The organism is Kitasatospora sp. NPDC008115 (assembly GCF_042957205.1).
Lineage (GTDB): Bacteria > Actinomycetota > Actinomycetes > Streptomycetales > Streptomycetaceae > Kitasatospora.
Genome location: NZ_JBIBHU010000005.1, coordinates 352,592 through 364,147 on the forward strand (window position 1 = coordinate 352,592; position 11,556 = coordinate 364,147).

Here is an 11,556-nt window from a genome sequence, read left to right on the forward strand (position 1 = left end):
CCCGGCGCCGGTCACCCGTACAGCGCGTCCCGGACCTGCCCCCACGCGGTGTCGGTGGCCACCGCGGCGAGCTGCTCGGTGGTCAGCGGCGGCGCGGTGCGGCTACCGGTCGGCTCATCGGCCCCGGCACCGGCCGGGGCGTCCGCCAGCTTGGAGCCGTCCGGCAGACGCGAGACCGTGCAGGCGTCCTCGGGTGTGTCCATCACCGGGAAGCCGGGTGTCCAGCGACGGTATGGACTCCGCATCGACGTGGCCACCGGTGGAGCCGCTCGCCATCCGCCGGCCGGTCTGTCCGGGCCTGTCCGGGACATGTCCCGGACGGGGCGGGGGATTGCCGGACGGGTGGCGCGGACTGAAGTCTCGGTGACGCGCTACCCGGGCCACCGGCTGTCGGGAGCGCCGATCGGAAGGGAACGACCAATGCGCATCCGCAAGCTCCTCGCCGGCGTGACGCTGGGATCCGCGCTCCTCGTCGGGGGTCTCGCCGTCCCCGCCCAGGCGACGGCCGCCCCCGTGCCCCGGGCCGGATCGGTCGCCGTGATGGGCGAGATGGTGTTCTACGACGACTTCTGGACCCACGCCGAGTGCCAGAAGGTGGGCCGGGCCGGCCAGAAGGCCAAGATGTGGAGGGTCTACACCTGCCAGGAGTCGCTCTGGGACTGGGACTTGTACGTCGGATACTGATCCCCGCCCCCCCCGGGGCGGTTGTCGGCGCCGTTCAGCCTGACGTGGGGCCTGCCGGCCGGCAGGCCCCACCTGGCCGGGGTGAGCGGTGGAACGGCTCTGGCGGGCGACGGCGCAGAGCCGCTACGGTCTGGACCAGCCACCCGTCCTGGCCTCTACCGGGAGTCGACATCAGCACCCGAACCACCGTCAGCGCCGTTCCCGCCACCGCCGTTTCGGCTCCTGACGCGCTCACCCTGCCCGATCTGCTCGACGACCGGGCGCGGCGGCACCCCGACCGGCCCGCGCTGCTCGTCCCCGGACGCCCGGCGCTCGACTACCGGACCTGGCGCGCGCGGGCCGTGCGCGCCGCCCACGGTCTTGCGCGCGCGGGGGTGCGGCCGGGGGAGCGGGTGCTGCTGCTCTTCACGAACCGGGCCTGGGACGACTACGCGGTGGCCTTCCTCGCCGCGCACTACGCGGGCGCGGCAGCCGTCGTCGCCCGTGAGGACCTGAGCGCCGAGGACACCGCCCGGCTGGCCGGCGACAGCGCGGCGGCCCTCGCGGTCACCGGCCGGGCCGGATCGGACGGGGACGAGCGGGCGTCCGCCGCCGGCCTGCGCTGCCTGCGGCTCGCCGACCTGGAGACGGCCGGCAGAGACGGCAGGGAGGGCGAGGACGACGACGGCGAACCGCCGCACCGGCCCGGCCCCGGCGACCTCGCCCAGGTCATCGGCACCTCCGGCACCACCGGCGCACCCAAGGGCGTGCGGGCCGCCCACGCCAGCCTCACCGCCGGCCAGCGGCTCGACCCGCGCCCGCGCCCCTACGCCCACTCCGCGCACGCCCTGCACGCGTTCCCGATCGGCACCAACGCCGCCCAGGTCGTCCTGGTCAACGCCCTGGTCGCCGCGCCCGCCACGATCTGCCTGCCGCGCTTCGACGCCGAGGAGTTCGGCGCGGCCGTCGCCGAACACCGCGTCGGCACCGTCTTCCTGGTGCCCTCGATGGCCGTCGAACTGCTCAACTCGGGCGCCGCCGGGCGCTACGACCTCAGCAGCGTCCTGCTGATCAGCTCCTCCGCCGCGGCCCTGCCCGCCCCCGTCGCCACCGCCCTGCGCGCGGCCCTGCCGACCGCGACCCTGGTCAACACCTACACCTCCGCCGAGGCGTCCCCCGCCCAGATATCCGCCGTCGTCGACGCCCGCCGCCCCGGCTCCGTCGGGCGCCCCGCCAACCCCGCCGACCTGCGGCTGCTCGGCGAGGACGGCCGGCCCGTCGAACCGGGCGCCGTCGGCGAGGTGTGGCTGCGCCAGCCCGGCCCGCCGCGCGGCTACACCGCCGGGGCCGACGCCTCGTCCGCCGTCTTCCGGGACGGCTGGGTGCGGATGGGCGACCTCGGGCGGCTCGACGCGGACGGCTACCTGTACCTGGTCGACCGGGAGAGCGACGTCATCAAGTCCGGCGCCCTCAAGGTCTCCACGCTGCGCATCGAGGACGTCCTGCACGCCCACCCGCAGGTGGCCGACGCCGCCGCGCTCGGCCTGCCGCACCCCGTCATGGGCGCCGTCCCGGTGGCCGCCGTCGTGCCCGCCGCCGGCGGCCTCGACCTCGACGAACTGCGGCTCTTCCTCGCCGCCCGGCTCGGGCGGGCCGAACTGCCGGTCCGCATCCTGGTCACCGACCGGCTGCCCCGCAACCCCAGCGGCAAGGTCGTCAAGCACGAACTCCGCACCCGCTTCGACGCCCCCGCCGACGGCACGCCCGGCACCCCGCCCGCCACCGGGCACGAACGCTCCCTCGCCGCCGTCTGGCGCAGGATCCTCGGCCGGCCCGTCCAGGCCGTCGAGGACGAGTTCTTCGCGCTCGGCGGCGACTCCTTCCGCGCCGTCCAGCTCGCCGCCGCCGTCTCCGCCGAGTTCGGCGTCACCGCCAGTACCGCCCTCGTCTTCGAACGCCCTTCGCTGCGCGCCCAGGCCGCCTGGCTCGCCGACGCCCCGAAGGCGGCCGACGGCAGCCAACCCCTGGCGGACTCCGAGCTGTCCCCGTTCCTCCGGGAACTGCGCGCCCAGCCGCACGACATCCCGCTCACCTCCCAGCAGGAGAACTTCCTGCGCTGGATGGCCGAGGCCGAGGGGCGCAACGTCGGCGCCGTCGCCGTCATGTTCCGCGTCACCGAGGCGCTCGACCCCGAACTGCTGGCCGAGGCCCTGCGCGAGGCGGTGCGCCGTCACCCGGCGCTGCGCACCCGCTTCGTGCCGGTGCTCGGCGCCGCGCCGGGGGTCCGACGCGCCGTGGTCGACCCCGAGCCGGAGATCGACGCCGTCCTGGTCGACGCGCCGGGCGAGAGCGACGACGAGGTGTCCGCCCGGCTGATCGCCGCCCGGGACCGGCTCACCGACGTCGGCGAGGGCCCGATGACCGGCCTCGCCGTGGTCAGCCGCGGGCCCGAGGACCACGCCGTCCTGCTCGCCGTCCACCACATCGTCGGTGACGGCTGGTCGGTCGGCGTGCTGCTGCGCGACCTCGGCGTCGTCTACTCGGCGCTGCGCCGCGGCCGTCCCGCACCGCCGCCCCGTCCGATGCCGACGCTCGGCGAACTGGTCACCCGCGCCAACGCCCAGTGGCCGGTCTCCCGCGCCCACTTCGCCCGCACGCTCGCCGGCGCGCCCGAGGCCGTGCACCCCTTCCCCGGCCGCGCCGACACCGAGACGGTCCTCAGCGCCGCCCACCGCCTCACCGTCCCCGCCGCCCGGGCCACCGCCCTGCGCGAGCGGGCCGCCGAGGCCGGGGCCACGCCCTTCCAGGCCCTCGCCGCCGTCTGGCTCGGCCTGCTGGCGGAGCGCAGCGGCCAGGACGACCTCGTCCTGATGACCCCGGTCCCCGGCCGCACCACGCCCGAGGCCGAACAGGCCGTCGGCTGCTTCGTGCAGTCCCTGCTGCTGCGGGTCGACGCCTCCGGCGCCCCGGGGTTCGCCGAACTCCTCGCCCGGGTCCGCGACACGGCCACGGCGGCGCTGGACCAGCAGCTGTACCCGTTCGCGGAGTTCAGCCCGCTGGTGCCGTTCGCGGCCTGGCTGCGCTACGAGGCCTGGAACGCCCCCGCCCAGCTCCCCGGCCTCAGCTGCACGGCCTGGGAGGTCCCGCGCAGCGCCACCGTGCCCTACCCGCTGCCCGGCGGCGACCGCCACGTCCCCGAACTCGCCGCCACCGAACAGCCCGACGGCTCCCTGGTCTGCTGGCTCCGCTACAACGAGCACGCCTTCACACCGGCCGCCGTCGAGTCCCTGGCCGCCGCCCTGGAGGCCCGCATCACCGAGGCCGCCGGGGGCTGAGCGTGCGATTGTCGGTGGCCGATGCCATGATCCCCATGACCCGACCGAAGGAGATCATCATGGGTACCTGGGACATCGGCCACTTCGACAACGACACCGCCGCGGACTTCTCCGGAGCGCTGGACGAGGCGGCCCCGGAGGAGCGGGAGGGGCTGGTCCGCCGCGTCCTGACCGTCGTCGCCGACACGGCGGCCGAGGACTACCTCGACTCCGACGAGGCGGCCAAGGCGGTGGCCGCCGCCGCCCTCGTCGCCGCCCAGTGCCCCGGCGGCGAGCCGGTCACCACCAGCTACGGCCCCGACGAGCCCCTGCCGGCCTTCGCCGCCGACCTCCGCCCGCTGGCCGTGCAGGCCCTCGACCGGGTGGTCGCCGACGAGTCCGAACTCGCCGAACTCTGGGACGAGACCGAGGAGAGCGAGGACTGGCGCCGCACCGTCAAGGACCTCCGCGCCGTCCTCGACCCCGAGCCGCAGCCGGCCACGGAGCCGCTGTCCGACGTCTAGACCGTTTCCCGGGCCGGGCGAGGACGGTGGCGGGCCGGGGCGGGCCGGGCCAGGATGCTGGCGGGGGCTCAGGCCGCGGCCAGCCAGTCCTCCTCAAGGGCGTCGAGAACGAACCCGTTGTCGAAGCGCACCTTGTACGTGGTCCGGGCGCCGGCGCCGGTGCCTTGCAGGCTCATCCTGATCACCTGCTGGCGGAGGTCGTCGACCATGCCGGCCGCGAAGCCCGAGAGATGGCTGCCGCGGACCTGCTGCTCGAAGGCCGCGAGATGGTCCTGGTAGGCACCGGCGCTCCCCTGGGAGACAGCCGTGACGATGCCCGTCAGCCCCTCGGCCAGGAACAGCGCTCCGGGGAAGCCGCCCCCGGCCGCGGCGCCGTGCGCGGTGACCTGGACCTCCCTGGTCAACCTCACCCGTGCACCGGTGTTGTACGGCATGGTGTTCCCCCCTCGTTCGATCCTGCCCCTGACCATGGCGAGCGTAGTCGAGCCGCCGGGTCTTCCGGTGCGGGGACGGACGGTTACGAGGCCTGACGGTTACGAGGCCTGACGGTTAGGGGGTGCCGAGCAGCCGGGCGCGCAGCGCGGCGGCGCCGCTCTCCGCGAGCCAGTCCGCCAGGGTGCGCAGCCCGGGGTGAATGACCCGCAGCGCCTCGATGTCGGCGTGCCAGCGGTGGCCGGCGTCCCACTGGCGGCGGATATCGGCGAAGTCCGGGTTCAACGCGGCCGCCTCGTCGTGGGTGACCTGTTCGTAGCGCACCGCGATCCCGGTCGCGGCGCTGATGGCGGCCGCCGCCTCGACCGGGGTCAGGTCGTCGCCGGCCAGTTCCAGCGTCCGTCCGGCGAACCGGTCCGGCTGCTCGAAGGCCAGGGCCGCGAACTCGGCGATGTCCTCCAGCGCGATGATCTGGAGCGGCGCGTCGGGCGTGAAGAGGTGCCGGTGGACGCCGTCGCGGACTCCGTCGAGGCCGGCGACGGCCGTCCCGAGGTAGTTCGTCATGAACCGCACCGGGCGCAGCACGGTGACCAGCGGGATCCGCTCGTGCAGGTACCGCTCGATGCGCCGCTTCCCCGGGGCCGCGAACGCCGCGCCCGAGGTGGAGGCGACGCCGGTGAACACCACCTGGCGGATCCCCACGGCGGCCGCCGCGTCGGCCAGGGCCCGGCCGCGGGCGAACTCCAACTCCTCGTCACCGCCCGCCGGTCCGTAGGCGACCGGCGGCACGGCGAACAGCGCGCCGGTGCCGGCCAGCGCCCGTTCGAGGCCCGACGGCTCGTCGAAGTCCGCGACGGCCAGTTCGGCTCCGGCCTGCGCGAGTGCCACGGCGGCGGGCGCGGCGCTGTCGCGGACCAGTGCGCGCACCGGGCGGCCGGCGGCCAGCAGTCGGCGCACCGTGGCACCGCCTTGCCTGCCGGTCGCTCCGGTCACGGCGACGGTGGTCGTGGCCCAGGCGGTGTCGCTGTCGGTGGTCATGATCGTTCCTCCCTCTCCCCGGTCCCCTGAGGCTGTGGACTGATGCGGTGGAACCGGGTTATCTGGAACACTGCAACCCGGTTGAGCCGAGGCACAAGGGGTTTCGTGACATGACGACATCGGCAGCGACAGGGACAGCAACCGGAACAGGGGCGGCAACCGGGACAGGGACGGCGACCGGCGGCGACCGGGCCGACGCCCGCCGCAACCGGGCCAAGGTGCTGGCGGCCGCCGCCGAGGCGATGGCGGAGCGGGGGATCGACGTCCCGCTCGGCGAGATCGCCCGCCGGGCGGGTGTCGGCGCGGGCACCGTCTACCGGCACTTCCCGAGCAAGCAGGCCCTCCTGGAGGCGGTGTTCGCGCAGCACCTGGACGAGGCGGTCGCCTCCGGCGAGCGGCGGGCCGCCCGGCTCGCGCCCACCGAAGCCTTCTTCGGGTTCCTGCTGGACGTCATCGAACTGCCCGGCCTGTGCGGGCAGATCTGTGAGATGGTGACCGCCGACACGAGCTGGCCGCGTCCGGTGCTCACGGCCTCCCGGCTGCGCTTCCGCCAAGTCCTGACGGCCCTGCTCCACTCCGCGCAGCGGGCCGGCGGGGTCCGCGCCGATGTCGACGCGGCGGACGTCGCGGCCCTCGCCGTGGGGTGCGTCTCGATGCTCACCGCCCGTCGTGACGAACGGGCCGGCCGCAGGCTGGTCCAGCTGACCCTGGACGGGCTGCGGCCCTCCGGTCCTGTCACGGAAGGGCGTTCCTTCCGTGACGGACAGGGTGCCCTCTGTGAGGAGTGCGGGACCGCACTCGCCGTCCGCCCCACCGGCCGTCCGGGCCGCTACTGCGGCGCCACCTGCCGCCAGCGCGCCCGCCGCCGACGCCTCGCGGGCTGAGCTCCGGCCGAACGGGCTAGTCCACCGGGTGCGGGCGGACGGCGAATCCGATACTGGCCGTCCCGGCCCCCGACGGCGGGGCACCACGAGGAAGGAGTACGGACATGAACCCTCCAGCTCCCATGGAGTCCGGCTGCGACATGATGAAGCGCACCGCGAAGGCCCTCAAGAAGGACATCGAGAACAGCGAGCGCCACGCGGCGGAGATCAGGTCCAAGATCGCCGTGCTGCAGGGACAGGCCAATCCGGACCAGGCGCAGATCGATGCCCTCAAGCAGGCGCTGGAGATCCTGGAGAAGAAGATCGAGGAGGACCGCCTGTCTCTGTCGACGCTGGAGGACGTGATCACCGAGAACTGTTAGGACGTGTCGGTCTGCGCAGACCGGGCGCGCTTGACCTCAACCTGGGTTGATCTTGCAGGCTGACCCTGTTCGCACTGACGCACAGGCAGGGGGCAGGCAGCATGCGCGCGGTACAGGTGCACCGCTTCGGAGGGCCCGAGGAACTGGTCCCGGGGGAGGTCCCGGATCCGGTGGCCGGGCCGGGGGAGGTGGTGGTGAAGGTGGCCGTGGCCGGGATGACCTTCGTCGAGACGCAGATCAGGCGGGGCACGGACCCGTGGCACGAGCCGCCCGCGCTCCCGTACGTCCCCGGCGGCGTGGTCGCCGGCCGGGTGGACGAGGTCGGCCCGGGGGCGGACCCGGCCTGGCTGGGGCGGCGGGTGATCGCGAGCCCCGGGGAGACCGGGGGCTTCGCCGAGCGGGCGGCGGCGCCGGCCGGGGAACTCTTCCCGGTGCCCGAGGGCCTGGACCTGCCCGAGGCGGTGGCGCTCCACAGCGACGGCAGCACGGCGCGGGGGCTGGCCGAGCACGCCCGGATCGGGCCGGGGGAGTGGGTCCTGGTGGAGGCCGCGGCCGGCGGGGTGGGCAGCCTCCTCGTCCAGCTCGCCCGCGCCGCCGGAGCCCGGGTGATCGGCGCGGCCGGGGGCGCCCGGAAGCTCGACGCCGTGCGCGAACTGGGCGCCGACGCCGCCGTCGACTACCGCGAGCCCGGCTGGACGGACGAGGTGCGCGCACTGACCGGCGGCGCGGGCGCGGACGTGGTGTTCGACGGGGTCGGCGGCGACCTCGGCCGGGCGGCGTTCGCAGTGACGGCCCACGGCGGCCGCTTCTCCGTCCACGGCGCCGCCGGCGGACCGGCCACCACCATCGACCCCGCCGACGCGCGCCGCGCCGGCGTGGAGGTCCTCGGCATCGAGCAACTCTTCGGCTTCGGACCCCACCTCACCCGCTGGGCCCGCGAGATCATGACCGAAGCGGCGGCGGGACGGGTACGGCCCCTGATCGGCCAGACCTTCCCCCTGGACCGCGCCGCCGACGCCCACGCCGCGATCGAGAACCGCACCGCCCTCGGCAAGACCGTCCTCCTGCTGTGAGGGCCTGAGCTACCCGCTCACCACCGAATCCCCGGCGAACTCCGCGGCGAGGGCGTCCATGACCACCTCGTCACAGACCTTCCCGAGCCAGTACCCGGCGTCCCGCAGCGCTCCGACCGTCCGGAACCCCGCCTTCTCGTACGCCCGGACGGCCGGCCGGTTGGGCGCCAGCACCTTCAGCCAGACCATCCGCAGATTGGTGACGTGGAACGCGTAGTCCAGCACCAGCCGCGTCGCCGCCGTCCCCAGCCCCCGCCCCCGCGCCTCCGGCGCGAGCATCACCACGTACTCGGCCGTCCGGACGGCGGGATCCGGCAGCAGCGTGGCGACGCCGACCGGAACGGCGGCGTCGCCCGCGACTTCGTAGACGGTGAACCGGATGTTGTCGCCCCGGAGTTGTTGAGCCATCCCCTCGGTCCGCGCCTCCAGGGATTCCGGCTGCTGCCGCCCGTACCCGACCAGCACGGAAGGATCCTGCTCCCACCGCCAGTACGTCTCGACGAGATCGGCACGGTAGGGACCGAGACCGCAGACGTCGTCGCGGATCCAGATGATCGGCTCAGTTCCGGTGCTGATGACGGGCTCCAATGACGAGGAGGGGTGTGTAGGCGAGTGTCGAGTCCGGCTCGCCGACACGTGTGCCGTCCTCAGTCTGCACCCACGCGTGCAGCCGCACCGGGTCGGCGGCGATGCCGTGGCACCATGCCACGGTGAGTCCTCGGGCGGCCAGCAGCAGGACGACAGCTGCTGACTCTTCGAGGCAGGCCGTACGACCTGGGGAATACCATCCGGCTGCCCGGATCGCACCGACGGCGGCTGTTGCCTCCTCCAGGGTGACCGGACGACGAGTGGTTGACGTGGCCAGCCTGAGGTAGCGGACGATACGCCGCATCGCCGTTCGCCTGTCCCCGGCCGCTTTGATCGAGGCCACCGCTGTGAGCGCACCAGCGGCACTCAGGAGGTGCCGAACGGGAACCCTGGATGGACGGGCGGTGCCGGCACTGTGCTCGGTGCTGCCCCAGCTTGCCCGCGCGGAGTGGGCGATGGTGAGGGACCAGGCGACAGCTGACTCGGCAGGGGTGAGGAGCCCGGCGGCCAGGAGCCGGGTGTGGAGCTGTTCGCCCAGGGGACGGGACCAGCCAGTGCGTGCCGCCTCACGGAAGCCTTCGGCGGCGGCGGGGAGCAGGCCCTGAACCCTGCCGGAGTGATAGTCGATGAGGACCAGGACATGCCCGAAGTCAGCGGCACGTACATGGGTCGGCATGGTGACGAGACCGGTCCGCTCAGCCATGAGCTTCATCCGTTCGAGTGACGAGAGTCCATTGGGGGACAGGGGCGTGATGATGGGCTGTGAGCCATGCTTCCGCGGCGAAGGCCTGTTCCAAGGGGGCGAGCGAAGTCGGCAGACCGGCCGCAGCCTGTGACAGGTGGCGGCGGAGTCTGTCGGGATGTACGAGGCCGAGGCCGGCGAGATGGCCGTCGGCCAGGGTCGACAGGTGCGGCAGATTGGCGCGCAGACCCGTGTAGTGGTCGGCGTTGAAGCTGCCCTTGGTCGTGCGCCTCGCCGTCTCGGGCGGTAGGAGGGAGGCCATCGCTTGGGCGAGGAGCGGTTTGTAGAGGTGTGGCGGGGGACGTAGGTCGAGCGGCGTGCTCAGAACGGTGTCGATCACCAGAGGATCGAGGAACGGATTGTGCAGCTCGATGCCATGGGCAGCGGCAACCTCGGCATCGGCGACAGCCGTGCGGGCGACCTCGCGGATCTCGTCCACCAGGACTCGTACGGAGAAGTCGAGGTCGTCCAGCGGGTCTTCCAGACAGGCTGCGCGCTGGGCTGCGTCGATGAGGAGACGGCGGGCGTGGGCGGTGCCCCAGGTGGGGAAGGGCAGGAGTGGAAACCAGGTGACCCGTCCGTGGTCATCGCGATCGGATACTCCGACGGCGCCCGCGAGATTGGACATGGCCCGTTGGCGATCGACCAGGGACGTTCGCGCGGTATCTCGAAGGAGCGGCCCGACAGCGACGTGGCGCAGTCGGGCCCAACCGAACGCCTCACCCAGTGCGCGACGGAAGCGTCCGTGACGGATGAGGTCGGCGAGGTGGATGGGTGGTTGGAACAGAATGCTGTCGCCACCGTCGCCGGTCAGATGGGTTCGGATCCCCAACTTCTCGCGCAGCCAAGTCAGCTGGCCGGCGAAGCGGGCGAGGGTGAGTGTGGATGGCGCGGGCTCGTCGGTCGCGGGGATCGCGGTGATGGAGGTGTAGGGCAGATGGTGATCAGTGAGTGGAAGCAGATGGTGCGTGATGCGGTGCGCGTAGCGAGCGGCCGAGAGCCGTGCGTGGTGGAGATCGGCCCCGCCGAGATCGCCATCCGGATGAACGGTCACCGCATTGAGACGCCGGTCGGCAGGTAGAGAGATGGTGGCGAGGACCGAGATGCTTGTGGAGTCCAGTCCGCCGGAGAGATCGCACGCCAGCCCAGGGTCGGCGTCCGTTCGCAGTACCACTGCCCGTTCGAGGGCGTGGCGAAGCCGGGCACTGGGCGGTGAACCCTGCACCGGCTTCGGTCGCCAGTATGTGTCGGTGCGAAGTGGCGCGCCGTTCGAGGGAAGCTCGACACGTGAACCAGGCGGCAGTTGGCGGATGCCGGCGAAGAAGGACATCGAGCCGGACAGTGTGGGTACTGATGGGAGGAACACCGTGCACGCCAGGCGTTCGGCGTCGATACCGGCGTTCGTCAGGGCGGCGAGAACCCGGGCCGATGTGGACCAGGCCCAGCAGCCGTTCCACCGGGTCGCGTAGACGGGTAGGGACGCGGCGGGGTCGGTGTACACGATGACCCCCTTGTCGACCTCCTCGACCACCGCGTAGGTGCCGGGCCAGCGGCAGGTGAGGTTGACGGGCAGACGGGCAGTGCTGAGTTGAGACAACTCGAAGTCGCTGGCCCCGCAGTGGCCGAGAACGAAGACCCTGCTATGACCGGCAGGGGCCGAGAGAACCCGTACGGGGTGGCCGCCCAGGCGCCAGGCGGACGATCCGGTCATCACTGGTGCGGCCCCGGCTGGTCGTGGGCGGGGGACTGCTACGGAGCTGAACCCTCCAACGGGCATATTTCCTCCCGGGAACACGGACGAGTGTGGTGGGGGGCCCGCGGGGGGGGGGGGGCCCCCCCGCCCGCCCCCCCGGGGCGCCGGCGCGGGGGGGGGGGGGGGGCCCGTGCCGGGCCGGGGGGGGGGGGTGTGGGGTGGGCGGGAACGCCCACCAGGCGC

The 11,556-nt window shown here is 73.6% G+C and carries 12 protein-coding genes; 6 read left to right on the forward strand and 6 right to left on the reverse strand.

The window, feature by feature from the left end; genetic code table 11:
* Positions 1 to 11: 11 nt before the first annotated feature.
* Positions 12 to 203, reverse strand: a complete 192-nt coding sequence (locus tag ACFZBX_RS09575; RefSeq protein WP_391532579.1) for a hypothetical protein — start codon at positions 201 to 203, stop codon at positions 12 to 14.
* A gap of 217 nt (positions 204 to 420) precedes the next feature.
* Between ACFZBX_RS09575 and ACFZBX_RS09580 the strand changes: the two genes are divergently transcribed.
* From ACFZBX_RS09580 to ACFZBX_RS09590, 3 genes are all read left to right on the forward strand, one after another.
* Positions 421 to 684 carry a hypothetical protein gene (locus tag ACFZBX_RS09580; RefSeq protein ID WP_391532581.1) on the forward strand — a complete coding sequence of 88 codons (264 nt, stop codon included), beginning with the start codon at positions 421 to 423 and terminating at the stop codon, positions 682 to 684.
* A 245-nt stretch (positions 685 to 929) separates the two neighbouring features.
* On the forward strand, positions 930 to 3,998 hold the full coding sequence (locus ACFZBX_RS09585; protein ID WP_391532619.1) for an AMP-binding protein: 3,069 nt from the start codon (positions 930 to 932) through the stop codon (positions 3,996 to 3,998).
* 59 nt (positions 3,999 to 4,057) lie between these two features.
* Positions 4,058 to 4,501, forward strand: coding sequence for a DUF4259 domain-containing protein (locus ACFZBX_RS09590; RefSeq protein ID WP_391532620.1), 444 nt, complete (start codon positions 4,058 to 4,060; stop codon positions 4,499 to 4,501).
* A 68-nt stretch (positions 4,502 to 4,569) separates the two neighbouring features.
* Here ACFZBX_RS09590 and ACFZBX_RS09595 read toward each other — a convergent pair whose 3' ends face one another.
* A complete protein-coding gene (locus ACFZBX_RS09595) occupies positions 4,570 to 4,911 on the reverse strand; it encodes a hypothetical protein (protein WP_391532583.1) in 342 nt (113 codons plus the stop codon).
* A gap of 139 nt (positions 4,912 to 5,050) precedes the next feature.
* Positions 5,051 to 5,971: an NmrA family NAD(P)-binding protein gene (locus ACFZBX_RS09600; protein WP_391532585.1), complete on the reverse strand. Its 921-nt coding sequence runs from the start codon at positions 5,969 to 5,971 to the stop codon at positions 5,051 to 5,053.
* Positions 5,972 to 6,081: 110 nt separating this feature from the next.
* Here ACFZBX_RS09600 and ACFZBX_RS09605 point away from each other — a divergent pair, with 110 nt between their 5' ends.
* The 3 genes from ACFZBX_RS09605 (at position 6,082) to ACFZBX_RS09615 (ending at position 8,290) form a co-directional block, all read left to right on the forward strand.
* Positions 6,082 to 6,855, forward strand: coding sequence for a TetR/AcrR family transcriptional regulator (locus tag ACFZBX_RS09605; RefSeq protein WP_391532587.1), 774 nt, complete (start codon positions 6,082 to 6,084; stop codon positions 6,853 to 6,855).
* A 104-nt stretch (positions 6,856 to 6,959) separates the two neighbouring features.
* Positions 6,960 to 7,217, forward strand: a complete 258-nt coding sequence (locus tag ACFZBX_RS09610) for a hypothetical protein (RefSeq protein ID WP_391532589.1) — start codon at positions 6,960 to 6,962, stop codon at positions 7,215 to 7,217.
* 101 nt (positions 7,218 to 7,318) lie between these two features.
* Positions 7,319 to 8,290, forward strand: coding sequence for a zinc-binding dehydrogenase (locus tag ACFZBX_RS09615; RefSeq protein ID WP_391532591.1), 972 nt, complete (start codon positions 7,319 to 7,321; stop codon positions 8,288 to 8,290).
* Positions 8,291 to 8,299: 9 nt separating this feature from the next.
* Here ACFZBX_RS09615 and ACFZBX_RS09620 read toward each other — a convergent pair whose 3' ends face one another.
* From ACFZBX_RS09620 to ACFZBX_RS09630, 3 genes are read right to left on the reverse strand one after another with little or no spacing between them, the layout of a single operon-like run.
* Entirely contained in the window at positions 8,300 to 8,836 is a 537-nt protein-coding gene (locus ACFZBX_RS09620; protein ID WP_391532622.1) for a GNAT family N-acetyltransferase, read from the reverse strand.
* 13 nt (positions 8,837 to 8,849) lie between these two features.
* On the reverse strand, positions 8,850 to 9,581 hold the full coding sequence (locus ACFZBX_RS09625; RefSeq protein WP_391532593.1) for a lasso peptide biosynthesis B2 protein: 732 nt from the start codon (positions 9,579 to 9,581) through the stop codon (positions 8,850 to 8,852).
* Positions 9,574 to 11,397: an albusnodin/ikarugamycin family macrolactam cyclase gene (locus ACFZBX_RS09630; RefSeq protein ID WP_391532595.1), complete on the reverse strand. Its 1,824-nt coding sequence runs from the start codon at positions 11,395 to 11,397 to the stop codon at positions 9,574 to 9,576. Before ACFZBX_RS09630 ends, ACFZBX_RS09625 begins: the two co-directional genes overlap by 8 nt.
* Positions 11,398 to 11,556: the final 159 nt, after the last annotated feature.